Origin of the sequence: Lysobacter capsici (genome assembly GCF_014779555.2) — a bacterium.
Lineage (GTDB): Bacteria > Pseudomonadota > Gammaproteobacteria > Xanthomonadales > Xanthomonadaceae > Lysobacter > Lysobacter capsici.
The window spans coordinates 970,334-995,471 of sequence record NZ_CP094357.1 but is presented as its reverse complement, the minus strand read 5'-3'; the positions used below and the strand labels follow the sequence as shown (position 1 = coordinate 995,471).

19 protein-coding genes are annotated in these 25,138 nt (G+C 68.0%); 8 read left to right on the top strand and 11 right to left on the bottom strand.

The window, feature by feature from the left end:
- Positions 1–102 precede the first annotated feature (102 nt).
- The gene (gene glpK, locus IEQ11_RS04085) at positions 103–1,608 is read left to right on the top strand and encodes a glycerol kinase GlpK (RefSeq protein ID WP_096413049.1); all 1,506 of its coding nucleotides are present in this window, start codon (positions 103–105) and stop codon (positions 1,606–1,608) included.
- Between the two features lie 163 nt (positions 1,609–1,771).
- On the opposite strand, the gene IEQ11_RS04080 is transcribed toward glpK, so the two are convergent.
- Complete coding sequence (locus tag IEQ11_RS04080) at positions 1,772–4,933, bottom strand: efflux RND transporter permease subunit (RefSeq protein WP_191821708.1); 3,162 nt, start codon at positions 4,931–4,933, stop codon at positions 1,772–1,774.
- Between the two features lie 119 nt (positions 4,934–5,052).
- The gene (locus IEQ11_RS04075; RefSeq protein WP_046660118.1) at positions 5,053–6,162 is read right to left on the bottom strand and encodes an efflux RND transporter periplasmic adaptor subunit; all 1,110 of its coding nucleotides are present in this window, start codon (positions 6,160–6,162) and stop codon (positions 5,053–5,055) included.
- Between the two features lie 219 nt (positions 6,163–6,381).
- Here IEQ11_RS04075 and IEQ11_RS04070 point away from each other — a divergent pair, with 219 nt between their 5' ends.
- The 3 genes from IEQ11_RS04070 to IEQ11_RS04060 all read left to right on the top strand — a co-directional run bounded on the left by IEQ11_RS04070 (position 6,382) and on the right by IEQ11_RS04060 (position 9,462).
- Positions 6,382–7,101, top strand: coding sequence for a TetR/AcrR family transcriptional regulator (locus IEQ11_RS04070; protein ID WP_247024718.1), 720 nt, complete (start codon positions 6,382–6,384; stop codon positions 7,099–7,101).
- Between the two features lie 185 nt (positions 7,102–7,286).
- Positions 7,287–7,955: a protein-L-isoaspartate O-methyltransferase family protein gene (locus IEQ11_RS04065; RefSeq protein ID WP_036111431.1), complete on the top strand. Its 669-nt coding sequence runs from the start codon at positions 7,287–7,289 to the stop codon at positions 7,953–7,955.
- Between the two features lie 88 nt (positions 7,956–8,043).
- Complete coding sequence (locus IEQ11_RS04060; protein WP_057920732.1) at positions 8,044–9,462, top strand: TolC family outer membrane protein; 1,419 nt, start codon at positions 8,044–8,046, stop codon at positions 9,460–9,462.
- Between the two features lie 391 nt (positions 9,463–9,853).
- On the opposite strand, the gene waaA is transcribed toward IEQ11_RS04060, so the two are convergent.
- Positions 9,854–11,152, bottom strand: coding sequence for a lipid IV(A) 3-deoxy-D-manno-octulosonic acid transferase (gene waaA, locus IEQ11_RS04055; RefSeq protein WP_036111287.1), 1,299 nt, complete (start codon positions 11,150–11,152; stop codon positions 9,854–9,856).
- 174 nt (positions 11,153–11,326) lie between these two features.
- On the opposite strand from waaA, the gene lpxL reads away from it, so the two are divergent.
- Positions 11,327–12,253 carry an LpxL/LpxP family Kdo(2)-lipid IV(A) lauroyl/palmitoleoyl acyltransferase gene (lpxL, locus tag IEQ11_RS04050; RefSeq protein WP_191821710.1) on the top strand — a complete coding sequence of 309 codons (927 nt, stop codon included), beginning with the start codon at positions 11,327–11,329 and terminating at the stop codon, positions 12,251–12,253.
- Positions 12,254–12,443: 190 nt separating this feature from the next.
- Here the strand turns inward: lpxL and IEQ11_RS04045 are convergent, their stop codons facing one another.
- The 6 genes from IEQ11_RS04045 to IEQ11_RS04020 all read right to left on the bottom strand — a co-directional run bounded on the left by IEQ11_RS04045 (position 12,444) and on the right by IEQ11_RS04020 (position 17,608).
- Positions 12,444–13,862, bottom strand: coding sequence for an O-antigen ligase family protein (locus IEQ11_RS04045; protein ID WP_228464587.1), 1,419 nt, complete (start codon positions 13,860–13,862; stop codon positions 12,444–12,446).
- On the bottom strand, positions 13,828–14,970 hold the full coding sequence (locus tag IEQ11_RS04040) for a glycosyltransferase (RefSeq protein ID WP_191821711.1): 1,143 nt from the start codon (positions 14,968–14,970) through the stop codon (positions 13,828–13,830). Before IEQ11_RS04040 ends, IEQ11_RS04045 begins: the two co-directional genes overlap by 35 nt.
- Before the next feature lie 10 nt (positions 14,971–14,980).
- Positions 14,981–15,184 (bottom strand): zinc-finger domain-containing protein, encoded by a 204-nt coding sequence (locus IEQ11_RS04035; RefSeq protein WP_036111296.1) that lies wholly within the window; start codon positions 15,182–15,184, stop codon positions 14,981–14,983.
- Positions 15,185–15,539: 355 nt separating this feature from the next.
- On the bottom strand, positions 15,540–16,250 hold the full coding sequence (locus tag IEQ11_RS04030; RefSeq protein ID WP_191821712.1) for a pirin family protein: 711 nt from the start codon (positions 16,248–16,250) through the stop codon (positions 15,540–15,542).
- A 34-nt stretch (positions 16,251–16,284) separates the two neighbouring features.
- Positions 16,285–16,863, bottom strand: a complete 579-nt coding sequence (locus IEQ11_RS04025) for a YceI family protein (RefSeq protein WP_036111306.1) — start codon at positions 16,861–16,863, stop codon at positions 16,285–16,287.
- Between the two features lie 157 nt (positions 16,864–17,020).
- A complete protein-coding gene (locus IEQ11_RS04020; RefSeq protein ID WP_191821713.1) occupies positions 17,021–17,608 on the bottom strand; it encodes a malonic semialdehyde reductase in 588 nt (195 codons plus the stop codon).
- A 144-nt stretch (positions 17,609–17,752) separates the two neighbouring features.
- On the opposite strand from IEQ11_RS04020, the gene IEQ11_RS04015 reads away from it, so the two are divergent.
- Positions 17,753–18,700 carry a mitochondrial fission ELM1 family protein gene (locus IEQ11_RS04015; protein WP_191821750.1) on the top strand — a complete coding sequence of 316 codons (948 nt, stop codon included), beginning with the start codon at positions 17,753–17,755 and terminating at the stop codon, positions 18,698–18,700.
- 172 nt (positions 18,701–18,872) lie between these two features.
- Here IEQ11_RS04015 and IEQ11_RS04010 read toward each other — a convergent pair whose 3' ends face one another.
- Both IEQ11_RS04010 and glnE read right to left on the bottom strand, forming a co-directional pair.
- Positions 18,873–19,277 carry an immunity 22 family protein gene (locus IEQ11_RS04010; protein WP_046660111.1) on the bottom strand — a complete coding sequence of 135 codons (405 nt, stop codon included), beginning with the start codon at positions 19,275–19,277 and terminating at the stop codon, positions 18,873–18,875.
- A gap of 114 nt (positions 19,278–19,391) precedes the next feature.
- Entirely contained in the window at positions 19,392–22,226 is a 2,835-nt protein-coding gene (glnE, locus tag IEQ11_RS04005) for a bifunctional [glutamate--ammonia ligase]-adenylyl-L-tyrosine phosphorylase/[glutamate--ammonia-ligase] adenylyltransferase (RefSeq protein WP_191821714.1), read from the bottom strand.
- Positions 22,227–22,916: 690 nt separating this feature from the next.
- Between glnE and IEQ11_RS04000 the strand changes: the two genes are divergently transcribed.
- Together IEQ11_RS04000 and IEQ11_RS03995 are read left to right on the top strand one after the other, a co-directional pair.
- Positions 22,917–23,558, top strand: a complete 642-nt coding sequence (locus IEQ11_RS04000) for a hypothetical protein (protein WP_191821715.1) — start codon at positions 22,917–22,919, stop codon at positions 23,556–23,558.
- 30 nt (positions 23,559–23,588) lie between these two features.
- Entirely contained in the window at positions 23,589–25,007 is a 1,419-nt protein-coding gene (locus IEQ11_RS03995) for an XVIPCD domain-containing protein (protein WP_191821716.1), read from the top strand.
- The last annotated feature ends 131 nt before the right edge of the window (positions 25,008–25,138 follow it).

Here is a 25,138-nt window from a genome sequence, read left to right as displayed (position 1 = left end):
AATGGGGAATCGAGAATCGGGAGTCGTAATTCGTCGCGACGGCTCCTGACCAGCGAATCCCAGCATCCTGGCCCCCTTGATTCCCGATTCCGAGAGACTCCCATGGACAAGTCATACATCCTCGCCATCGACCAAGGCACCACCAGTTCGCGCGCGATGCTGTTCGATCGCAGCGGCGCGGTGGTCGGCGTGGCGCAGCGCGAGTTCGAACAGATCTTTCCGCGGCCGGGCTGGGTCGAGCACGATCCGCGCGAGATCCTCGCCAGCGTGCAGACCACCGCGATCGAGGTGATGACCAAGGCGCAGATCAGCGCCTCGCAGATCGCCGGCATCGGCATCACCAATCAGCGCGAGACCACGGTGGTGTGGGACCGCCACACCGGCCAGGCGGTGCATAACGCGATCGTCTGGCAATCGCGGCAGACCGCGGCGATCTGCGATCAGCTCAAGGCCGACGGCTATTCGCAGATGGTGCGCGAACGCACCGGCCTGCTGATCGATGCGTATTTCTCCGGGACCAAGGTCAAGTGGATTCTCGACAACGTCGAGGGCGCGCGCGAAAAGGCCGAGCGCGGCGATCTGCTGTTCGGCACCATCGACACCTGGCTGATCTGGAACCTGTCGGAGAACAAGGCCCACGTCACCGACTACAGCAATGCCTCGCGCACGCTGATGTACGACATCCACAAGCGCCAGTGGTGTCCGGAACTGCTGGAGATGCTCGGGGTGCCGGCGTCGATGCTGCCGGAGGTCCGCTCCAGCAGCGAGGTCTATGCGCACACCGGCGCGCGTCATTTCTTCAACAACTCGGTGCCGATCTGCGGCGTCGCCGGCGATCAGCAGGCGGCGCTGTTCGGCCAGGCCTGCTTCGAGGCCGGCATGGCCAAGAACACCTACGGCACCGGCTGTTTCCTGCTGATGAACACCGGCGAGAAAGCGGTGCGTTCGGACAACGGCCTGCTGACCACGATCGCCTGGGGCATCGACGGCAAGGTCGAGTACGCGCTGGAGGGCAGCATCTTCGTCGCCGGTTCGGCGGTGCAGTGGCTGCGCGACGGGCTGCGCATGCTCGGCAAGGCCGGCGACTCGCAGGCCTACGCCGAACGCGCGCGTTCGACCGAGGGCGTGTACTTCGTCCCGGCCTTCGTCGGCCTGGGCGCACCGTATTGGCGCAGCGACGTGCGCGGCGCGATGTTCGGCCTGACCCGCGGCACCAGCAAGGAGCATTTCATTCGCGCGGTGCTTGAATCACTGGCCTACCAGACCCGCGACGTGCTCAGCGCGATGCAGGCCGATTCCGGGATCGAACTCAAGGCATTGCGCGCCGACGGCGGCGCGATCGCCAACGATTTCACCGCGCAGTTCCAGGCCGACATTCTCAACGTGCCGTTGAACCGTCCGCGGGTCAACGAAACCACCGCGCTGGGCGCGGCGTATCTGGCCGGGTTGGCGGTCGGGTTCTGGGAAAGCCGCGAGCAGATCGCGCAGCAGTGGCAGGTCGAACGCAGTTTCGAGCCGCGGATGCTCGCGGACGAGCGCGAGAGGTTGTATGCCGGCTGGAAGCGGGCGATCGAGGCGACGTTGGCTTTCAGCGTCGAGCACGCGTGACTAAAAAGCCGCTCTGAGCCCCTCTCCCGCGTGCGGGAGAGGGGTTGGGGTGAGGGCGCGCGCGACTTCAAGACGACGCCGCCTCTGCGATGCCACGTGCCCTCACCCCGGCCCTCTCCCGCTGCGCGGGAGAGGGAGACAAGCAAGGCTGACAAACTCAGGCTCAGGTTTCTTCCGGCACCTTCACCTTGAACCACGCCGCATACAACGCCGGCAGGAACAACAAGGTCAGCAGGGTCGCCACCATCAACCCGCCCATGATCGCCACCGCCATCGGCCCGAAGAAGGCGCTGCGCGACAACGGAATCATCGCCAGGATCGCCGCCAGCGCGGTCAACACGATCGGACGGAATCGTCGCACCGTCGCATCGACGATCGCCTTCCACGGCTCATGGCCTTCGCCGCGATCCTGTTCGATCTGATCGACCAGGATCACCGAGTTGCGCATGATCATGCCGGCCAGCGCGATCGTGCCGAGCATCGCGACGAAACCGAACGGCACCCGGAAGATCAGCAGGAACAAGGTCACGCCGATCAGCCCCAGCGGCGCGGTCAACAGCACCATGAACGCACGCGAGAAGCTGCGCAGCTGCAGCATCAACAAGGTGAACACCGCGAACAGGAACAGCGGCATGCCGGCGTTGATCGATTTCTGCCCGCGCGCGGAGTCCTCGACGCTGCCGCCGACCTCGATCGAGTAACCGTAGGGCAGCTTCGCGCGCAGACCGTCCAGGGTCGGCGAGATCTGCGCCATCACCGAGGCCGGCTGGGTGCCGTCGTAGATGTCGGCGCGAACGGTCATGGTCGGCAGGCGATCGCGATGCCAGATGATGCCTTCCTCGAAGCCGTACTCCAGGGTCGCGATCTGGGTCAGCGGCACGCTGCGGTTGTTGCTGGTCGGCACCATCAGGCTGCCGAGCATGTCCAGCTGCAGACGTTCCTGGTCTGGCCCGCGCAGCAGCATCTCGATCAGCTCGTTGCTCTCGCGATACGTACTGATGTGCGAGCCCGACAGCGAACTGGACAGGAACTGCGACAACTGCGCCGAGCTGATGCCCAGGGCGCGCGCGCGTTCCTGATCGACCTGCAGGCGCACCACCTTGCTGGGTTCGTCCCAATCCAGATTGACGTTGGCCACGTGCGCGTTGGCGCGGATCTTTTCGCGCACCTGGTAGGCGATCTTGCGCACCACGTCGATGTGTTCGCCGGACACGCGGAACTGCACCGGGTAACCGACCGGCGGGCCGTTCTCCAGGCGCGTCACCCGCAATTGCAGCTCGGGGAAATGCGGCACCACGTCGTTGATGATCCAGGTGCGCAGGACTTCGCGATCGGCCAGGGTCTTGGGCATCAGCACGAACTGGGCGAAGTTCGCCGCCGGCAGCTGTTGATCCAGCGGCAGGTAGAAACGCGGCGAACCGGTGCCGACGTAGGCGACGTAATTGCCCAGGTCCTTGCGCTGCTTGAACATCGCTTCCAGGCGCTTGGCCTGTTCGGTGGTCTGGCGCAGCGAGCTGCCTTCGGCCAGTTCCATGTCGACCATCAGTTCCGGACGCACCGAGTCGGGGAAGAACTGCTGCGGCACGAAACGGAACAGGAAGATCGAACCGATGAACGCGGCGATGGTGATGCCGATCACCAGCCAGCGCCGGCGCACGCACCAGGTCACCCAGCCGCGGAAGCGCACATAGAACTTGGTTTCGTAGGGATCGTGCGCGTGGCCCACCGGCTCCTTCGGCGCGAGCACGCTTTCGAACATCGGCAAGCGCCTGGCCATGCGGCTACGCGCATCGCGCCAGCGGGCGGCGAGCGAACCGGGCTTGGGCAACGCGGCCGCGGCGCCGTGATCGGGCAACAGTTTGTCGCCGAGAAACGGGATGAACGCGACCGCGGCGATCCACGACACGCACAGCGCGATCGTCACCACCTGGAACAGCGAGCGGGTGTATTCGCCGGTGCTCGATGCGGCGGTCGCGATCGGCAGGAAGCCCGCCGCGGTGATCAAGGTGCCAGTCAGCATCGGGAAGGCGGTGCTGTCCCAGGCGAACGCGGCCGCGCGCAGGCGATCGAAGCCCTGCTCCATCTTGATCGCCATCATCTCCACCGCGATGATCGCGTCGTCGACCAACAGCCCCAGCGCCAGCACCAGCGCGCCGAGCGAAATCTTGTGCAGGCCGACGCCGAAGAAATCCATCACCGCGAAGGTCATCGCCAGCACCAGCGGAATCGACAGCGCCACCACCAGGCCGGTGCGCAACCCCAGCGAGAAGAAGCTCACCAGCAGCACGATCGCCACCGCCTCCGCCAGCACGCGCACGAACTCGCCGACCGATTCCTCGACCGCGGCGGGCTGATCGGCGACCTTGCGCAGCTGCATGCCGGCCGGCAGGGTCTTCTGCAGGGCGGCGAATTCGCTTTCCAGGGTCTTGCCGAGCTTGAGGATGTCGCCGCCCTGCTTCATCGACACGCCGATGCCGATCGCGTCCTCGCCCATGAAACGCATGCGCGGCTGCGGCGGATCGGAGAACCCGCGACGCACCTCGGCGACATCGCCCAGGCGGAAGGTGCGGTCGCCGACCCGGATCGGGAACTGCTTGATCTGTTCGACCGAGGTGAACTGCCCGCCTACCCGCAGCGGCACGCGGCTCGACGCGGTTTCGAAGAAACCCGCCGGGGCCAACGCGTTCTGCTGGTTGAGCGCGTCCTGCACCGCCTGCGCGGGCACGCCGAGGGTCGAGAGCTTCACGTTCGACAGCTCGACCCAGATCTTTTCGTCCTGCACGCCGATCAGTTCGATCTTGCCCACGTCGGTCTGGCTTTGCAGGGCCAACTGGACGCGTTCGGCGTAGTCCTTGAGCACGGCGTAATCGAAACCTTCGCCGGTCAAGGCGTAGATGTTGCCGAAGGTGTCGCCGAATTCGTCGTTGAAGAACGGGCCGATCACGTCGCTGGGCAAGGTCGGACGGATATCGCCGATCTTCTTGCGCACCTGATACCACAGCGGCTGGATATCGCCCGAATGCATCGAGTCGCGCGCGGCGAAGATCACCTGCGATTCGCCCGGCCGCGAGTACGAGCGGATGAACTCGTATTCGCCGGTTTCCATGAGCTTCTTCTCGATCCGCTCGGTGACCTGGCGCGAGACTTCCTCGGCGGTCGCGCCCGGCCACAGCGTGCGCACGACCATGACCTTGAAGGTGAACGCCGGGTCTTCGCTGCGGCCCAGGCGCAGGTACGACATCGCGCCGGCGATCGCCAGCACCAGCATCGCGTAGACGATCAGGCTGCGATGGCGCAGGGCCCATTCGGAAAGGTTGAAGCGCATAAATAAACCCACTTCATTGTCCCCCTCTCCCGTTTACGGGAGAGGGCAGGGGTGAGGGCGCAAGCGCCGGCAAACTAGAATTCAGTGATGCGCGGACCGTCCGGCCCCGCGCACCGCGATCACTTCCCGACCGGATGGTTTTCGCGATCGACCGCGACCACCTTCTGTCCGTCGCGCAGCAGATGGCCGCCGGCGGTGACGACCCAGTCGTTGCTTCCCAGTCCCTTGATGACCGGTACGCGCTCCTGGCCGTAAGGTCCGACGACAATGGGTTTGAGCTTCACCACACCACGGCCGATATCGGCCACGAACACCGCCGTGCCGTTGCCGGTGCGCTGCACCGCCGCGAGCGGCACGCTGAGCCCGGAGGCGGCGGCGTCGGCCTGGTAGATGCGCGCGCTCTGGCCGAGTTCGAGGGTCCCGTCCGGCGCGTCGACGGTGACCCGCGCCGCGTAGGTGCGCGAGGCCGGATCGGCCGCGGGCGACACCTCGCGGACCCGGCCGGGCCAGCGCTTGCCGGCCTGCGACCACAGTTCGATCAACACCTCCTGGCCGGGCTTGAAGGTCGCGATCGCGCCTTCGGGCACGGCGAAGGCGATTTCGCGCGCGCCGTCCGCGGCCAGCGCGAACACCTGCTGGCCGGCGGCGACGACCTGCCCGGCTTCGGCGTTGCGCGAGGCGATCACGCCGGCGCTGGGCGCGCGCAACTGGGTGTAGGCCGACTGATTCTTGGCCACTTCGAGATTGGCCCGGGCCGAATTGAGCTGGCCCTGCGCGGCCTTGGCCGCGGCGTCCTGCGCGTCCTGGGCCGAGCGGCTGACCAATTGGTCCTTGGCCAGCTGAGCGAAACGCAGCTGATCGGCGCGGGCCCGCGCGTATTCGGCCTCGGCGGCCGCGTACTGGGCCTGGGCCGCGCGCGCCTGGGCGTCGAGATCGCCCGGATCGAGCACCGCCAGCACCTGCCCGGCGGCGACGTGCGCGCCGACATCGACCTTGCGCTCGATCAGCTTGCCGGCGACCCGGAACGACAGCGGGCTCTCTTCGCGCGCCCGCACCTCGCCGGCGTACGCCGAGACCGCATTGATCGCGCCGCTGGGCTGGGCGACCAGCACCGGTCGCGGCGCCTCGACCACCGGCTTGCCGTCGCCGCAGGCGGCCAGGCTCAGGGCCAGGCCCGCGGCCAGCAGCGCCGGTACCGGGGTGGAGGCGGAAAAAATCCGGCTACGCATTGCGGATGGCCTCATAGGGAATTAATGTACTTGGCAGTACTGTATAAATATCGAACCACGTAGTCCAGTATTGCAACTATGCCGACGCCTGACACCACGTCCACCGCGCTCCCACCCGCCACCGTGGACCAGCCGAAGCCGACCGCGGGGCCATCCGCAGCAGCGCAGGACCAGCCGAAGCCCACCACACCCGCCGCCACAGACCAGCCCAAGCCCACCGTGCCCCCATCCACAGCAGCCCAGGACCCGCCCAAGCCCACCGCGAGCGCCACCGCGGACAAATCGGCTGCGTCCGCACCGCCGGCCGCTTCGACCAAGCCCGCCGGCCCCGGCCGCCCGAAAGACCTCAGCAAGCGCAACGCGATCCTGGAAGCCGCCAAGCGTCTGTTCCTGAGCGACGGCTACGACGGCGTGAGCATGGACCAGATCGCGGCCGGCGCCGGGGTCTCCAAACTCACCGTCTACAGCCATTTCGGCGACAAGGAGACCTTGTTCAGCGCGGCCGTGCAGGCCTATTGCGAGCAGCATCTGCCGCCGCCGCTGTTCGAGCCGGCCCCGGCCACCGCGCTGCGCGAGCGCCTGATCGAGATCGCCACCGCCTTCTACGAGATGATCAGCACGCCCGAGGCGATCCAGATCCACCGCCTGCTGTGCTCGCCGCAACTGGCCGAATCGCCGCTGTCGAAGATGTTCTGGGACGCCGGTCCGCAACGCCTGCACGACGAATTCGCCGCGCTGCTGCAGCGGCGGGTCGAGGCCGGCGAACTGGAGATTAACGACCCGGCCCGCGCCGCGACCCAGTTCTTCGCCCTGATCAAGGGCGAGCCGCACGCCATGCTGATGTTCGGCTGCGGCGTCACCGCGCCAACCGAGCTGACCGTCCACATCGAGGCCTCGGTGGCGATGTTCCTGCGCGCCTATGCCCGGCGCGAGCCATGACTGCGCCGGGTCTGGCCGCCCGCGCCGACGCGGCGAACGCGCCGCCAAACGGCACGGTGCCGGGAGTTCCGGTGACTTTCGGCACTAAGCCCGGCCCCCGCCGTGGTTGATTCTTTTTCCGCCGGGGGCCGTGCGGTCCCGGTAGAATTCGCGGTTCCCGCGCACGATTCAGAAGACTGCTCATGATTACGATCGATTACGCCAAGGCACGCGAAACGATGGTCGAACAACAGGTTCGGCCGTGGGATGTGCTCGACCCTCGCGTGCTCGATGTGCTGGCGACCGTGCCGCGCGAGGCCTTCGTCGCCGACGCGCATCGCAACCTCGCCTACACCGACATCTCGCTGCCGCTGGCGCATGGTCAGTTCATGATGAAGCCGGTGCTGGAAGGCCGCACCCTGCAGTCGCTGGCGGTGGACCCGACCGACGACGTGCTCGAGATCGGCGCCGGCAGCGGTTATCTCACCGCCTGCCTGGGTCGCCTGGCGCGCGAAGTGGTCAGCCTGGAAATCCATGCCGACCTGGCCGCGACCGCGCGCGCGCGCCTGGCCGCGCAGAACGTGCTCAACGCCCAGGTGATTCAGGCCGACGCGCTGAACTACAGCACCGACCGCCGCTTCAACGCGATCTGCGTGACCGGCGCGGTCTACCAGATTCCGCAGCAGTGGCTGCAGTGGCTGCAGCCGGGCGGACGCCTGTTCGTGATGCGCGGCCGCTCGCCGGCGATGGAAGGCATCGTGGTCACCGCGTCGGCCGAGCGCAACGAAGTCAACGCTTCGCGCATCCAATCGTTGTTCGAAACCGATCTGCCTTACCTCGAAGGCGCGGCGCCCGCGCCGGCCTTCGAGTTCTGACGATCCTGTCAGTCAACCGTCAGTCCCTCGTAAGAACCCGCGTGCCAGCATGCGGGTTCTCAAATACCAGCAAGTCCAAGGAAGCCGCATGATCCGCCGTCCGCTCGCTCTTGCCCTGGCTCTCGTCCTGCTGCCGGCCGCCGCGTCGGCGGAAGATCTGTTGCAGACCTATGAGCTCGCGCGCCAGGGCGACCCGGTGCTGTCGGCGGCCGAATCCAACCGGCTGGCGACCCAGGAAGACCGCATCCAGGCCCGCGCCCGGCTGCTGCCGTCGCTGTCGGGCGAAGCGCGCCTGACCCGCAGCCGCAACGACAGCGAAGCCAACGGCCTCGTCGACCCGACCGATCCCACGTCCGGCATCGCGCCGGGCACCAACGTGCGTTCGGACACCACCTCGCGCAATTATTCGATCAGCGCCAGCCAGGCGATCTACAACCGCGCCAGCATCAAGAACCTGCAAAGCCAGAACGCGCTGAGCGAAGCCAGCGACTTCACCCTGGAATCGACCAGCCAGGCGCTGATCACCCGCACCTCGCAGGCCTATTTCAACGTGCTGGTCGCGCTGGAAAACCTGGCCGCGGCCGAGGCGGCCGAAACCGCGCTGCAGAAGCAGTTCGACTACGCCTCCAAGCGCCTGGAAGTCGGCCTGGCGCCGATCACCGACGTGCACGAAGCGCGCGCCCAGTACGACGATGCGCGCGCGCGCACCATCACCACCCGCAACACGGTCGAAGACTCGTATCAGGCGCTGAGCGAAATCACCGGCCAGCCGGTGCGCACGCTCAAGGCGCTGCCGGCCGACTTCAAGCCGGCGCTGCCCGAAGCGCAGCAGGTCGAGACCTGGGTCAATAACGCGGTGCAGGGCAATCCCTCGCTGCGCGCGCAGGAGCTGGCGGTGCGCGCCGCCGACATCGGCGTGGAAACCGCGCGCGCCGGCCACTGGCCGACCCTGACCTTGAGCGGCAGCTACGGCGACAACGCGAGCTGGGGCGACCGCACCTTCGGCGGCCAGACCCAGGCGCTCAGCGGCAGCGCCAGCCATGGCCCGAGCATCGGCCTGACCTTGTCGGTGCCGCTGTATTCCGGCGGCGCGATCCAGTCCGGCGTGCGTCAGGCGCTGGCCCGCCGCGACGCCGCGCAGGACGAACTCGAACGGCAGAAGCGCCTGTTGGTGCGCAACACCCGCAACGCCTACCAGACCCTGGTCGCCGGCATCAGCGAAGTCGAAGCGCGCCGCCTGGCGGTGGTCTCGGCGCAGGCCGCGTACGACGCCTCGCAGGTCGGCCTGGAAGTCGGCACCCGCACCGTGCTGGACGTGTTGAACAACCAGCGCACCTTGCTGCAGGCGCAGCAGGCCTACGCCCAATCCAAGTACAACTTCCTGCAGAACCGCCTGCTGCTGGAGCAGTCGGCCGGTTCGCTCGACGTCTCCGACGTGCAGGACATCAATCGCCTGCTGACCGCCGACGCCGCGACCAACCTCGCGCCGCCGCCGGGGATGCAGTGATTGGGTAACGCTTGGTCGGATAGGTCCGCGACAGATTCCGATACGTTCGCGACGGATTGACGCTCGCGACGGATTCGCGATACGAAAAACCGCCGGCATGTCCGGCGGTTTTTTGTTGGGTCGGCTTTGTTGGGTCGGCTTGTTTTGCTGAGTTCCGTTCGCTTGGTCTTGCCGCGCCTTCGCTGTTCCCCCCTTTGGAAAAGGGGGGTTGGGGGGGATTCGCTTTTGCTTTGCGCTGTTGCTGTTGCTGTTGCTGTTCGAAAGGGCAAGGCATTAAGCAGAGCAAAAGCGAATCCCCCCTGCCCCCCTTTTCCAAAGGGGGGAAAGGCAACAGCAACGAGAAAAGCAGAAAAGAAGACGAAGACCGCAACGCAAGCGCCGAAACCCAGCGCTACGGCCCCAACGGCGGCAACGCCGGCTGCAACAACGCCATCGTCCTCGCCAGCGCGCCACGTCCCAGTTCGACCAGCGCGCGACCGGCGTCGATCATCTGCGCGCGTTCGATCGGATCGTCGAGCAAGCGCTCGACCGCCGCCTCGACCGCGTCCGCATCCAGGCCGATACGCAAGGCGCCGGCATCTTCCAGCCGCTGCGCGATCTCGACGAAGTTGTGCAGATGCGGGCCGGTGACGATCGGCGTGCCGGTCGCGGCCGGTTCGAGCAGGTTGTGCCCGCCGATCGCCTGCAGGCTGCCGCCGACGAAGGCCACGTCGGCGCAGGCGTAGAAACTCATCAATTCGCCGAGCGTGTCGATCACGAACACGTCGTCGCCCGGTTGCGGCCAGCGCGCGCGCGAACGCGTCGACACTTGCCAGCCGGCGCTGCGCGCGGTCTCGGCGACCACCCGGAAGCGTTCGGGATGACGCGGCGCCCACAGCAGCAACAAACCCGGAAAACGCTCGCGCAGACGCCGGTGCATGCCGACCGTGGCGGCTTCCTCGTCCTCGTGGGTGCTCGCCGCGATCCACACCGGCCGCTCGCCGGTGTGGCGATGGCATTCCAGCGCGAACTCCTCCAGCGCATCGGGCACGTTGACGTCGAACTTCAAGTTGCCGGTCTCGATGACCTGCTCGGGCCGCGCGCCCAGCTGGATGAAACGCTCGCCGTCGGCGCGCGACTGCGCCGCGACCGTGCGCACCGTGCGCAGCGCGCGGCTCACCAGCGGCGCCAGCGCGCGATAGCCGCGCAGCGAACGCTCCGACAGCCGCGCATTGAGGATGTAGGCCGGGATGCCGCGATCGCGGCAGCCGAACAACAGGTTCGGCCACAACTCGGTTTCCATGATCAGCGCCGCGCATGGCTTGTGATGGCGCAGGAAACGCCCGACCGCGCCGGGCAGGTCGTAGGGCAGATACACGTGTTCGACCGAATCGCCCCAGGCCGCGCGCGCGCGGTCCGAACCGGTCGGGGTGATCGTGCTGACCAGCAGGCGCAGGTCCGGACGGCCGCGGCGCAAGGCGTTCACCAGCGGAATCGCCGCGTTGACCTCGCCGACCGAGACCGCGTGCAGCCACAAGGTGCGGGTCTGCGCCGGGCCGCGGTAGATCGCGTAACGCTCCAGCCAGCGCTGGAAATACGCCGGCTGGCGGAAACCGCGCCAGATCAGGTGATACACCGTGACCGGGGCCAACAGGTACAGCGCGACCGAATACAGGCCGCGCAACAGGCGCTCGATCAAATCCTTCCGCATGGGCGTAAGGATAAAGGCTGCGGCGGCGATGCGGTGACCGCGAGGGCGAGAAGGCGAACCACGGCCCACTGCGCCGCGCGCGCGTCGGCCTGGGCCAATGCGGCCCGAAGCGGCCGGGCGCGCGGCTTGCGCCGATACCGCGGCATTCATCGCCTCACCGCATAAACTAGCGCCATGGCCGAATCGACCCTGCCCCCACGTCCGTCCCTGCTCTCGCCGCGCCTGTGGCCCATGTGGCTCGCGCTGGCCGCGATGTGCGCCGGCGCGCGCCTGCCCTGGGGCCTGCAACGCGCGCTGGGCGCGCTGATCGGCGCGTTCGCGCTGCGCGCGGCGAGCCAGCGCCGGCGCGCGGCGCGGATCAACCTGAAGCTGTGCTTCCCGGAGAAAAGCGAGGCCGAACGCGAGGTCCTGCTGCGCGAGAGCTTTCGCGACCTGGGCGTGGGTTTCTTCGAATTCGCCCGCGCGTGGTGGGGCGAGGTCGCGCCGATGCGGCGCACGGTCAGGATCGAAGGGCTGGAACTGCTCGACGAGGTGCGCGCGTCCGGACGCGGCGTGCTGATGATCTCGGGCCATTTCATGACCCTGGAGATGTGCGGCCGGCTGATGTGCGATCACCTGCCGCTGGCCGGCATGTACCGCAAGCACCGCAATCCGGTAATGGAATGGGCGGTCAAGCGCGGACGTCTGCGCTACGCGGCGGCGATGTTCACCAACGAGGAAATCCGCCCGGCGATGCGCCACCTCAAGCAGGGCGGCTTCCTGTGGTACGCGCCGGACCAGGACATGCGCGGCAAGGACACCGTGTTCGCGCCGTTCTTCGGCGTGCCGGCGGCGACGATCACCGCGACCCACCAGTTCGCGCGCCTGAGCGGCTGCGCGGTGGTGCCGTTCTTCCATCGTCGCGAAGGCGCCGATTACATCCTGCGCGTCGGCGCGCCGTTGCCCGAGTTTCCGTCCAGCGATGCGACGCAGGACAGCGCGCGGGTCAATGCGCAGATCGAAGCGATGGTGCGTCAGGCGCCGACCCAGTACCTGTGGATTCATCGCCGTTTCAAGCGGCGGCCGGCGGGGATGGTGTCGCCGTATCAGAAACAGCCCTGAGCCCATAGAAAGCCGCGACCGCCCCCTGCAGGAGCGGCGCAAGCCGCGACCGCGACATCGCGTCTACGGCGCAAATGCCGATTCTCGATCAGGACTTCATCGCTTCGACGTAAACGAGGTTTCGCGGTCGCGGCTCGCGCCGCTCCTACAGGGGGCGCCCGCGACTATCGCTGATTGACTTCGCACAACGCTAACGGCTGTCGAGCACCGTTCCATCCCGCGGCGGTTGCGCGAGCAAGCTGCCGGTATACAGCGCCGCCAACAACAAGGTCAGCCCGCCCCAGAAGGTCGAATAGAACGCCAGGTGGGTGTTGAACGGAAACACCGTCACCAACAACGCCACCATCGCCGGCCGGGCGCGTTCGCGCGCGGCGCCGTCGGCGAAGGTCCAGGCGCGCCAGGCCAGCGCCGCGCCGGCCAGCCACATCAGCAAGCCGAATGCGCCGGTCTCGCTGAGCACTTCCAACAGCAGTTGATGCGCGTGCAAGGCCGGGCCGTAACCCCAGGACGTGGTCACGCCGGGCTGCGGATCGCAGGCAGGGAACGCTTCGCGGAAACCGCGCGCGCCGACGCCGTTGACCGGATGCTCGGCGACCATGCACAGCGCCGCGCGCCAGATCCGGGTGCGTCCCGACAGCGCGGTATCGACGCCGGCCAGGTCGGCGCCGACGATCTGCGCGGTGCGCTCCAGGCGCTGATGCACCTGGGTCGAGGTCTGGTTCAAGATCACCAGGGCCAGCAGCCCCGCGGCGAACAGCCCGAGCAGCCGCTTCCAGCCGAGCATGCGCCAGCCCGACAGCAACAGCACCAGGGCGAAGGTGATCCACGACGCGCGCGAGCCGGCCAACACCACCACGATGCCGACCGCCGCGGTCGCGGCGATCCAGCCGCCGCGGCCGAAACGCCGACCGACCGCGTACAGCACGAACGGCGAGAAACTCGCAATCACTTGGCCGAGCTTGAGATTGCACGGCCCGAGAATGCCGCCGAGCCGATCGACCGCGGCGATTTCCTCGGCGCTGCAGGTGCGATGGCCGCTGATCGCGACCTTGAGCGAGTCGATCGCGAAGAACAACGGGCTGGTGCCGCTGATGGCCTGCAGCAGCGCGTCCACGGTCCAGACACCGACGATGATCGCCAGCCCGCCGAAGGTCGTGCGCCGTCCCTGCGCGGAGGCGACCGCGGCCGCGACCAGCCACAGGAACGGCAGATAACGCAGGTCCACCGCCGCTTCGCGCAGGGCGCGGGCGGGATCGACCGCATCGATCGCCGAGATCAGTTCGGGCAGCCAATAGGCCGCGAACAACACGCTGGTCAAGGCCCAGGCCGGATCGCTGAGCAGACGCGCGCCGGTGTTGAAGCGCGCCAGCACCAGCTTCACCAGCATGGTGATCGCGCCCAGGCTCAGTACCGTCTCGGCGATGCCCGGCGCGAACAACAAGGCGACATAGGCCAGGATCCACGCCGGCGCCCAACGCCAACCGACGATCGCCGGCGGCAGTTCGGGCGGCCGCGATCCGGCCCAATGCACTGGATCGGCCACGCTCTCGCCGGTCGCGGCCGCGACGGCCGCGTCAGGGGGTGTCGACGAGTTCGGCATAGACGGCAAGCGTGGCCTCCTGCATCGCCCGCAGGGAAAACGCCATCGTATCCACTGCCGCGGGCGCTTGCGTTAGCAATTCGCAAGCCGCCTCGCGCAAGGCGCGCTCATCGAACGCGGCGACCGCGCCGCGCGGCTGCAGACGCGCGAGCAATTCGCCGACGCCGCCGTGGTTCCAGCCCAGCACCGGCCGACCGACCGACAAGGCTTCGATCACGGTGCGGCCGAAGGCTTCGGGTTTGCGCGACAGCTGCAGCACCAGATCGCTGGCGGCGTAGGCGCGCGCGATCGCGTCGGTGGGCGGGGTCAAGGCGATCGCCGCATCGATACCCAAGGCCTGCGCCTGCGCTTCGAGCTCGGCGATGTAGGCCTCGCGTCCGCTGGCGCGCGCGCCCGGCAGCCACAGGCGCGCATCGCGCCCGTCGGCGCGCAGCGTGGCCAGCAGCGCCAGCGCATCGGCATGGCCTTTCAGGCGAGTGCCTCGGCCGGGCAACAGCAGCAGTGGGCCGTCGCCGGCCAGGGCCGGATGCAGGGACGCGGCCCACGCGCGCGCCTGCGGATCGGGCATTGGCGCGCGCGCGAACGCGGCCGGATCGATGCCGCGCGGAATCACCCGCAGCGTGTCGGCATCGGTGTCGGGGTAATGCTGCAGCACATAGTCGCGGACCGTGTTCGATACGCAGATCACCCGCTCGCCGCGGGTCATCACCGCGCTGTAGCGCGACGGCGAATTCAAGCCGTGGACGGTGGTGACCCAATGCGGCCGCGCCGATTCGGGCAGGCCGCGCCAGGCCATCAGGCCGATCCAAGCCGGCAGGCGCGAGCGCGCATGTACGAGGTCGACGCCGAGCTGCGCCCACAACCGGCGCAGCGTGAACACGTGCAGCAAGGTCGACGGCGACTTGCGTCCGATCGTCAGTTCGATGTGTTCGGCGCCCGATTCGAGCAACCGCGGCACCAGGCGGCCGCCGGCGGACACGACGATGGCGCGATGGCCGGCGCGCACCAGCGCGTCGGCGATTTCCAGGGTGGAGCGTTCGACCCCGCCCGATTCCAGCGCCGGCAGCAACTGCATCACCGTCAGCCGGCGCGCGTGGGTCGGCTGCTCGGGCGTCATGGCCGCTGGGTCAGTCGTCGACCAGGGTGAAATGCGAGCCGCAGTACGGGCACAGGCATTCGCGCTCGGCTTCGATCGGCAGGTACACGCGCGGATGCGAGTTCCACAGCGCCATCGACGGCAGCGGGCAGCTCAGCGGTAGATCGGCGCGGGTGACGGTGTAGCGCAGATCGGCGCTGGCCTGGGTGGGATGGGCGTTGGCTGCGGTGGTCATGGGGGGACTACGGATGGCGACGCGGGCGGGCAGTTTAGCAGTGTTGGGGGGCTGGGCCGGGTGCAGGCGGTGTGTGGGTTCGCTGGGGAGTGGGGTGAAAAGCGAATCCCCCCTGCCCCCCTTTTCCAAAGGGGGGAAAAGCCATAGCAGGAGCGGTCGGGATGGTGGCGACGGGCCGTGTTACGGGTCGATGGCCGCTATTTCGATGAGATGGTTGCCAATGAGGTGGTTGCGGATCCTGGCGAACTCTCAGCAACGCTGCCCCCACCTACCGGGTTCCCCCCTTTGCAAAAGGGGGGCCAGGGGGATTCGCTTTTGCTTTTGCTTTTGCTTTTGCTTTTGCGTTTGCCTTCACTCAACCCGCAGGCAAATCAAACCAAAGCACATCCGCCGCCGCATCGCCCAGCCCGGTCAGCACCCGCTCGCCGGATTCCTCACGGAACCCCAACGCATCGCCGGCTTCGAGCACGCGCCCGTCGACCTCGACCCGCCCTTGCGCAACCTGCAGCCAATACCAGCGCCCGCCGTCGAGCGTGCGCCGCGCGCTGACGCCAGCGCCCAGCGTCAACGAATACAGCAACAGATCCTGACGAATCGGCAGACCGCCGCGCGCGCCATCGCGCGATGCGCGCAGCACGAACTCGCCGTCGCGTTCCACCGACGCATCGCTGTGCGCGTACGCCGGCTGCGCGTTCAAGCGGTCGGATTGAACCCATATCTGCAGAAAATGCACCGGCTCGGCCTGCGAGGCGTTGTACTCGCTGTGCTCCACGCCGTGCCCGGCGCTCATCCATTGCAAGGTGCGAGGGCCGATCACGCCGCCCCCGCCGCTGCTGTCGCGATGCGCCAACGCGCCGCTCAGCACGTAGCTGAGGATTTCCATGTTGGCGTGGCGGTGCGGCGCGAAGCCCGCGCCGGGATCGACGCGGTCTTCGTTGATCACCCGCAGACAGCCGAAGCCCATCCAGGCCGGATCGTAATAGCCGCCAAACGAAAACGTGTGGCGGCTGTCGAGCCAGCCGGCCTGGACGCGGCCGCGGGCGCTGGAGGGTCGTTCGATGATCATGCCGAACAGTTTATCGGTTCGGCCTGGCGACGGCTCAGGGCTTGGGCACGATCGCTTCGGTGGTGATGCGGATCTTGATCTCGTCGCTGACGTTCGGCACGTACTTGGCGATGCCGAAATCGCTGCGCTTGAGCGTGGTGGTGGCGTCGAAACCGGCCGCCGCGCGCTTGGCCATCGGCTGCTCGCCGATCTTGTTGACGGTCACGTCCAGCACCGCCGGCTTGGTCACGCCGTGCACGGTCAGATCGCCGGTGACCTTGAGCTTCTTGGCGCCGGCCGCTTCGACCTTGGTGCTCTTGAAGGTGATGGTCGGGTACTTGGCGGCGTCGAAGAAGTCCGCGCTCTTGAGGTGCTCGTCGAAGTCGGCGACGTGCGAATCCAGGCCGTCGAGCGGGATGGTCACTTCGACCTTCGAAGCCGCCGGCTTGGCCGGATCGTAGGTGATGCTGCCGTCGACCTTGCCGAAATGCGCGACCGGGTTGGAGAAGCCGAAGTGGCTCCAGCTGGCGACCACGTCGGTGTGGTTAGGATCGATCTTGTAGGTCAGTGCGGCGGCGCTGGCGGTGCCGGCGAAAGCCAGGCCGAGGGCGGCGGCGAGCAGGATACGCTTCATGAGGGAACTCCTGGATCTGGGTTTGGGAAGGGACTTGCTCGGGGTGTGTCGCTGAAAAAACCAACAAACATCGGATGAACATTCGCCGGCGGCACTATCGCGCAAACGGCGCGAACCCGAAGTGTCCGCGCCGCGAAACCGTGTCCGGCGGCACGCCTCAGTCGATGCGCGCGGCCTCGTCGAACGGCAGGCGCGGCGAACGCGGGAACAACTGAGCGTGATCGCCCGCGCCAAGGTTGATCAGGAAATTCGACTTGATCTTGGTGCCGGCGAAAAACGCCTCGTCGACCTTGGCGTTGTCGAAGCCCGACATCGCGCCGGTGTCCAGACCCAGCGCGCGCGCGGCCAGGATCAGGTACGCGCCCTGCAGGCTGCCGTTGCGGAACGCGGTGATGTTGATCGCCGCGTCGTTGCCGGCGAACCAGCTGCGCGCATCGTCGTGCGGGAACAGGTAGGGCAGCTTTTCGTAGAACTCCAGATCGTGGGCGACGATCACGGTGACCGGCGCGGCCAGGGTCTTGGCCAGGTTGCCGGGCGACAGGGCCGGGGCCAGCTTTTCCTTGGCTTCCTGGGATTTGACGAAGACGAAGCGCGCCGGCGAACCGTTGGCGCTGGTCGGGCCCCACTTCACCAGATCGTAGAGCTGGCGCAGCGTCTCGTCGCTGACCTCGCCGCCGAGCACGTTGTGGGTGCGGGCGGTGCGGAACAGCTGATCGAGCGTCTGGTCGTCAAGAGCCTTGGACATCGTCTTCTCCGTGGGGCTGCCATGCTTGGCAAAGTGGTCGGGAGTCGGAAGTGTAGAGTCTCGATCGGACCGCTAGACCGCCACTCCCGGAACGGATTGACTGCATCTGTGCAACGAAACGGCTTTTCTGCGAAGACTGACCCCATTTCTGCAACCTGGATCCTGACCGACGGCCATGCCGGCAACCAACGCCAGGCCAGCGCCCTGTCCCAGGCGCTGGGGCGGGCGGCCACCGACTGGACCTTGCACCCGCGCGCGCCCTGGCGCTGGCTGGCGCCGCGGCAGCTGATCGGCGCCGAGCGCGCCTTCGGTCCCGACTTCGTGAGCGCCCTGAGCGCGCGCCCGCGCCTGGCGATCGGCTGCGGCCGCCAGGCCGCGCTGGCCACCCGGCTGCTGCGCGGCCCGGGCTGCGCGGCGGTGCAGATCCTCGATCCGCGCATCGACCCCGCGCACTGGGACCTGGTGATCGCGCCCGAACACGACGGCCTGCGCGGGAGCAACGTCATCACCCTGCTCGGCAGCCTCAATCCGGTCGACGACCTGTGGCTGGCCGGCGCGCGCAAGGCGTTTCCGGCGTTCGGCGCCCTGCCCGGTCCGCGCACCGCCTTGCTGCTCGGCGGCCCGAGCGCGCATGCCGCGTTCGACCAGGCCGCGTTCGACACCCTGGCCGTGCAGTTGCAGGCGCTGCTCGAACGCGAAGGCGGCAGCCTGCTGGCGACGACCTCGCGGCGCACCCCGGCCGAAATCCGCGCGCGCCTGCGCGAACGCCTGGCGCGGCTGCCGCGGGTGTCGTGGTACGAGCCCGGCGAAGGCACCAATCCCTATCCCGGCCTGCTCGGCTGGGCCGACCGCATCGTCTGCACCGCCGACTCGGTCAACATGCTGTCGGAGGCCGCGGCCACCTGTGCGCCGGTGTTCGCCTTCGGCGTCGAGCGCGTCGATGGCCGGCCGCGGCGTTTCATCGACAGCCTGCTGAGCCTGGGCCGGGTGCGGGTGTTCGATCAGTCGCTGCTGGCCTATCCGGTGGTGCCGCTGCGCGAGACCGCGCGGGTGGCGCAGGAGGTTCGGCAACGGCTCGCGCTGCAGGATTGATCGCGGCTTGTCGATCGAACAACCCACCGGCTAATCGACAACGTCACGAAGCCCCCTGTAGGAGCGGCGCGAGCCGCGACCGCGAAACATGCTTGCGTCGAATGCGTGGTTTCGCGGTCGCGGCTCGCGCCGCTCCTACAGGGGGCGTACGTAGTTACGCCATCGGGGTGGCTCAACCGATCCGGCGGCGCGGGTCGGCGAAGCTGCCGATGAAGCGCAATTCGTTGTACAGCCGGCCCGGCGCGTCTTCGCGAAAGCTGCAGTGATCGTAGTAGTACAGCGCATTGCCTTCGGTCACGCCCAGCGCATGGCAGCGCGCGAGGATCGCCTGTTCGGTCTCGATCGCGTTGACGCCCACTTCCTTGACCAGCTGTTCGACCGGAATCACTTTGTCGCCGGCGGTGCGCCAGGCGACGAAGAAATCCGAGTCGATGAAGTCGCAACCGAAATCGCGGTGCGCGGGGCAACCCGAGCCGCGCGACTCCATGCCTTCGGTGTAGCGGTTGAAGGCCGCGAGCGACTGCGTGGAGGTCCCCATCCAGACCGAAATCACGCCGCGGGTGGTGTCGTCGATCATGGCTTGGGTCCTGGGGCTCGGGCGGCGTGACCTTAGCATCGCCGCGGCATCGATCGCGATCCGCGCGGTGGCGGCGTGGCGGCGGAAGCCGCGATGCCTGTGCGAATCCGATGCCTACTCGAACACCAGCCCCTGCCCTGCCACCGCCGAGCCAATCGCCGCGCGCGCCGTTTCCACCGCCGCATCCGGCGCAATCCGCCGCGCGCGCCGATCCAGGGTGCAATCCAATCCGCGCGACAACAAGGTCGCGTGCGCGGCCAGCAGCGATGCCGCGACCGCGTCGTCGAAGGCGCCGATCGCGTGCGCGGTGCCAATCAACCCAGCGGTATCGCGCGGCCCCAGCAGCGCCGCGTGCCGCCGCGCATCGCGCAGCACCAGCGCCTGCAACAGGAACTCCAGATCGACCAATCCGCCTTCGCCCTGTTTCAAGTCGAACGCCGCCGCATCGCTGCGATCGAGTTCGGCGCGCATGCGCCGGCGCATCGCGCCGACGTCCTCGTAGACCTTGGCCGGATCGCGCGCGCTCGCCAGGGTCTGCGCGCGCACCGCTTCGAAGCGTTCGCCCAGGGCCGCATCGCCGGCGACGAAACGCGCGCGCACCAAGGCCTGATGTTCCCAGGTCCAGGCGCGCTCGCGCTGGTAGTCGGCGAAACTCGCCAGCGACGACACCAGCAGGCCCTTGGCGCCATCCGGGCGCAGCCGCACGTCGATATCGAACAAACGCCCGCCCGCGGTCACCGCGCCGAGCAAGGCGACGATTTTCTGCGCCAGCCGCGCGAACCAGCGCGGCGCGTCGAGGGCGCGCGCGCCGTCGGAGCTTGCCGCTTCGGCGCCGTCCTCGGCCGCGGGCACTTCGTACAGAAACACCAGATCCAGATCCGAACCGAAGCCCAGCTCCTCGCCACCGAGGCTGCCGTAACCGAGCACGGCGAAACGCGCGCCCGGCACCCGGCCGTGAGCGGCGGCGACTTCCTGTTCGGCCAGGCGCAACACCCGCGCGACCACGCCATCGGCGAGCCAGGCCAACTGGCGCGCGCTGTCCTGGGCCGACTGGCGACCGTCGCGCAGCGCCATCGCGATGCGGAAACTCAGCGACTGGCGCACTTCGTTGAGCGCCTGCAAGGTCAGTTCGGTGTCGTCGTCGCCATCGACCTCGGCGCAGGCCGCCAGCAACTCCTCACGTCGCGGCAACGGGCCGACCACGCGCGCGTCGAGCAATTCGTCCAGCAACAAGGGATGCGAGGCCAGGCGCTCGGCCAACAGCGCGCTGCGCGACACCACTTCGATCAGGCGCGACAACGCCGCCGGCTGTTCGTCGAGCAAGGCCAGATAAGCACTGCGGCGCAAGACGTTGTGCAGCAGCGCGAGCAGCCGCTTGAGCGCGAGCATCGGTTGCGACGACGACGCGGTGCCTTGCAGCAAGGCCGGCAACACCCGGTCCAGGCGCGTGCGCGCCGCATCCGACAGGCCGCGCACGCCGGGGCTGCGGGCGAAGTCGCGCAAGACCGCATCGGCATCGGCGGCGGCGTCGAACCCGGCATCGGCCAGTATCGTCGCGTCGCCGGCATCGGGCAGCGCGTTCCAGTACGCGGTCAGCGCATCGGGCGCGGCGCGACGGCGGCGCGGCGCGAGCAAGGCGTCGAACTCGGTGGTGATGCGTTCGCGGCGGCGTTCCAGATCGCTCAGCAACGCGGCCCAGTCGGCATAATCCAGGCCGGCGGCGATGCGTTCGCGATCGGCCTGAAGGCTCGGCAAGGCGTGGGTCTGCGCATCACGCAGCATCTGCAGGCGGTTTTCCAGGCGACGCAGGAAACGGTAGTCCTCGCCCAGCGCCGCGCCGGCCTCGTCGCTGATCTGCCGCTGCGCGATCAGTTCGCGCAGCGCCGGCAGCAGACTTCGGCCCCGCAGTTCGGCCTCGCGCCCGCCGCGGATCAGCTGCAAGGCCTGGACCAGGAATTCGATTTCGCGAATGCCGCCGGGCCCTCGCTTGATGTCGTCGGCCAGTTCCTTGCGCGCGACCTCGGCGCTGATCGCGGCCTTCATCGAACGCAGGCCGTCGAGCGCGCCGAAATCCAGATAACGCCGGTACACGAACGGACGCAGGCTATCGAGGAAACGTTCGCCGGCCTGCGCATCGCCGGCGACCGGACGCGCCTTCTGCCAGGCGTAACGTTCCCAATCGCGGCCTTCGCGCTGGAAGTACTGCTCCATCGCCGCGAACGACCAGGCCACGCGGCCGGCATTGCCGTACGGGCGCAAACGCAGATCCACGCGATGGCAGAAGCCTTCGGCGGTGAGTTCGTCGAGCAACCGCGCGAGCTGCTGGCCGAGCTTGGCGAAATAGGTTTCCGCATCGAGCGCGCGCGCCGGATCACGGCCATCGAATTGCGTACTGCCATCGTGTTCGTAGGCGTAGACCAGGTCGACGTCGGAACTGAAATTGAGTTCGCCGCCGCCGAGCTTGCCCAGGCCGAACACGACCAATCCCACCTGTTGTCCATCGGGCGTGCGGATCACGCCGTGGCGCTGGGCGAATTCGTCCTCCAATGCCCGCAGCGCGGTGCGCAGACAAACCTCGGCCAGATGCGTGCTGCCCTCGAGCGTGTCCTCGACGCTGTCCAGGCCGAGCGCGTCGCGCCAGATCAAGCGGGTCGAACCGGCGCTGCGGTAACGGCGCAGGCGCGTGCCCCAGTCGGCGCGATGTTCTGTATCGAGTCGCGGTGGCGGCAGCGGCGTGGCGCCGTCGTCGGCCGCTAGCGCCAGCAATAACTCGGGTTGGCGCACCAAGGTGTCGATGGCGAAATCGCTGACCACGGCGATGCGCGCGAGCCGCGCGAGCAACGATGGCTCATCGAGCGCGGCGGAGATCCGCGGCGATGCGGCGCGCAAGCGGGCGACGGCGCGTTCGACGTGGGCGGATTCGAAAATGGTGCGGTCGGGAGAAGCCATCAACGATGCGGATGCGGGTGTGCATGGATGATCGCATGACGCTGGTGGCGGCTGATGCGGACGCGGCTGCGATGGTGTTTCGACGCAGTCGTCGTGTCGTGGTCGCGGCTTGCGCCGCTCCTACAGTCGCTTCCTGCAGGAGCGGCGCAAGCCGCGACCGCGCTACCGCGATTGCGACGCCGCGCTCAATGACCGAGCGACCCTCACGCCGCACACGCCAAAACCCAGCACAAAACCCCAGCCAATAAAAAAGCCCGCTTCCGGTAGAACCGGTAGCGGGCTTTGCTCCCTCCCCCACGTCGGGATGCGGGGCGATCGTGAAGGAAGCGTTATCCCCTTTGCACGCTGCACTGCAAAACAGAACTAACCGGTTCATTTGAAACGCCCTGAGCCGATCCCGGGCGCTTATGCCGAAAGCTAATAACGGCAGGGCTGTTACCGATGACATCGAATTCGCCGCTGTGACGCGGCGCCGGCTCGCCACGTTCGCCGCGAGAAAACTGAACAGGCGAAGCCGACCCCGGTTTGCGCCGAACGCCGCCCACGACGCGCACATCACCGGCCCGCGCTTGTGGCCGCGATGGCCTGAGCGGCATGCTGGCTGCGTTAACTCGCTAGCCGCCACACAAGCGCGACCCCAACGGAGCGAACCGCCCCCGCGGCCGCCCCAGCGTTCCAAGGAGGAGACGCATGCCCCGTCCGTCGCATTCCCTCCCTCGCCGCGCGTGGTGGCTGCCGTTGTGCGGCGGCCTGCTGAGCGCCTGCGCCAGCCTGCCGGCTCCGTCCGACGCCACTACCGACGCCAACACCCGATCCACCCAGGAGTTCCCCATGACCACCACCGCCTCTCCATCGACCCCGCTGTCCGGCGAAGACGTCAGCCGGCGCGTGTTGAAGCTGATCGGCAGCCTGCGGTCCAACGCCGACCTGACCGCCGAGCACCTGGAGCGGCACACCGGCCTGCGCATGCAGCGCGCCGACAGCGGCGACGGCTCGTTCGGCGCCGGCGCGGCGATCGACGCCAACTGGTCGTACAACCTGCTCGTCAGTCCCAAGCTGGGCGAACCGCGCCAGCAACTGACCTTCGATTTCGCCCGCACCGGCGACCCGGCCGCGCCGATGACCGCGGTATGCGCGCTGGATTTCGACGCGTACGCGCGCGCGCTCAAGGACATGGGCTTTCAGGACAGCCCGACCTACGCCGAGCACGGCCGTCTGAGTTATTGGAACTTCCGCGGCCCGGTCACGCTGCGCGTGTTCGTCGAAGGCGAGTCCAACGATTCGCCCGAAGCGATCGGCCATCGCTGCGTCAAAACCATCACCGTCGAATAAGACCAGCGGTCCGCAGGCCAGGAGGCCGCCATGTCGCCCAAACCCATCAGCGCCGATCTGCAGAAACTGATCGACGATTTCGGCAAGCAGCCCGGCGTCAGCGCCAACGCGGTGAAGAACCTCAGCGACACCATCAAGGGCTCGCCTGTGTTGACCGACCAGTTGAACGGCGCGGTCGCCGCGGGCCATCTCAAATCGTTCAAGGCCCTGACCGACCCGAACATGGGCGGCTCGTACAACGGCGGCACCCAGGCCATGTCGTTGCCGGTCGCCGGGCTCGACGCGAATTTCAACAAGGGCGAAATCACCTTCGTGCTCGGCCACGAAGTGCAGCACGGCTACAACCGCGGCGCGCGCGACGCGGTGCGCTCGACCTTCTACACCGAAGCCGAAGCGCTGGCCAAGAACCCGGCCGCGGTGCACGACTACACCCCGCTGTTGAACAAGGTGATCGAAGGCGACCGGGTCAACGAATCCACCGCCAACATCGCCGGCTGGAACGCGCTGGTCAGCGCGGCCAAGGAAGCCAAGCCCACCGCCACCCTCGGCGATGTCTACAACCTGCAGCCCGGCCGCGCCTCGGACTTCATCGCCCGCACCGGCACCGCGCCCAACTACGCCTACGCCGCGCGCGACGGCCTGACCTTGAGCGCGGACCTGACCATCGCGGTCAATCCGGCCAACACCGCCGGCATGGCCAAGCATTTCTACGACCTGCCGCCGGCGCAGACCCGGCTGGGCCATGGCGGCAACTCCGACTACCCCAACTATCACGGCTCGATCTACGTGCCGATGATCAGCCAATGGGAGCAGGCGCACGGCCGCACCGCCGAAGGCGGCAAGCCGCAGGTCCACATCGACATGAAAGCGCTGCACCTGGATCGCGAAATCATGGAGACCAACGGCCTCAACCTCGGCGCGGCCGCGACCGTGCAGCCGTATTACGACACCAGCACCACGCCGCCGACCCAGGCCCGGTTCCACCACACCATCGATACTCATCTGCCGGTGCGCGATCCGATCGCGCCGGGCGTCGAGGCGACGGCGACGGCACAAGCCGAACGCGCCGCGCCGGCGAGCGCGGGCCATCGCGATCAAGCGCTGATCGGCGACATCCGCGACAAGGTCCAGGCCGAATTCGCGCGTCACGGCAGTCCATTGTCCGAGCCCGACGCGGAGCGGGTCGCGGCGGCCCTGGCGGTGCAAGGCAAGACCGCCGGCATCGGCAGCGGCGACCATGTGGTGTTGAGCGTCGACCCGGCGACCAAGGAAGTCGGCAAGACCGTGTTCCTGGTCAAGGGCGAACTCGACAGCCCCTCGCACACGCGGGTCAGCGCCTCGCCGCAACAGGCGCCGGCGACCGAAGAATCGCTGCGCCAACTCGACGCGATCGGTCCGGCCGGTCCGACGCAGGCCGCGCCGCAAGCCGCGAAGACGATGCAGCACTAAGCCGGCATCGCAATTGCTTTGAGTTCACTCGGCCCCCGCGGCGACGCGGGGCGCCGTGCCTTGCGCCGCATTGGCCTGCCGCGCGGGCTTTCGCCGTTGATCAAGCGAGCACGCCGACTCCGCGAAGGAGA

Coding starts and splice junctions, on each gene's coding strand:
- glpK (WP_096413049.1), top strand. CDS start 103: ATGGACAAGTCATACATCCTCGCCATCGACCAAGGCACCACCAGTTCG.
- IEQ11_RS04080 (WP_191821708.1), bottom strand. CDS start 4,933: ATGCGCTTCAACCTTTCCGAATGGGCCCTGCGCCATCGCAGCCTGATC.
- IEQ11_RS04075 (WP_046660118.1), bottom strand. CDS start 6,162: ATGCGTAGCCGGATTTTTTCCGCCTCCACCCCGGTACCGGCGCTGCTG.
- IEQ11_RS04060 (WP_057920732.1), top strand. CDS start 8,044: ATGATCCGCCGTCCGCTCGCTCTTGCCCTGGCTCTCGTCCTGCTGCCG.
- waaA (WP_036111287.1), bottom strand. CDS start 11,152: ATGCGGAAGGATTTGATCGAGCGCCTGTTGCGCGGCCTGTATTCGGTC.
- lpxL (WP_191821710.1), top strand. CDS start 11,327: ATGGCCGAATCGACCCTGCCCCCACGTCCGTCCCTGCTCTCGCCGCGC.
- IEQ11_RS04040 (WP_191821711.1), bottom strand. CDS start 14,970: ATGACGCCCGAGCAGCCGACCCACGCGCGCCGGCTGACGGTGATGCAG.
- IEQ11_RS04035 (WP_036111296.1), bottom strand. CDS start 15,184: ATGACCACCGCAGCCAACGCCCATCCCACCCAGGCCAGCGCCGATCTG.
- IEQ11_RS04030 (WP_191821712.1), bottom strand. CDS start 16,250: ATGATCATCGAACGACCCTCCAGCGCCCGCGGCCGCGTCCAGGCCGGC.
- IEQ11_RS04025 (WP_036111306.1), bottom strand. CDS start 16,863: ATGAAGCGTATCCTGCTCGCCGCCGCCCTCGGCCTGGCTTTCGCCGGC.
- IEQ11_RS04020 (WP_191821713.1), bottom strand. CDS start 17,608: ATGTCCAAGGCTCTTGACGACCAGACGCTCGATCAGCTGTTCCGCACC.
- IEQ11_RS04010 (WP_046660111.1), bottom strand. CDS start 19,277: ATGATCGACGACACCACCCGCGGCGTGATTTCGGTCTGGATGGGGACC.
- glnE (WP_191821714.1), bottom strand. CDS start 22,226: ATGGCTTCTCCCGACCGCACCATTTTCGAATCCGCCCACGTCGAACGC.
- IEQ11_RS04000 (WP_191821715.1), top strand. CDS start 22,917: ATGCCCCGTCCGTCGCATTCCCTCCCTCGCCGCGCGTGGTGGCTGCCG.
- IEQ11_RS03995 (WP_191821716.1), top strand. CDS start 23,589: ATGTCGCCCAAACCCATCAGCGCCGATCTGCAGAAACTGATCGACGAT.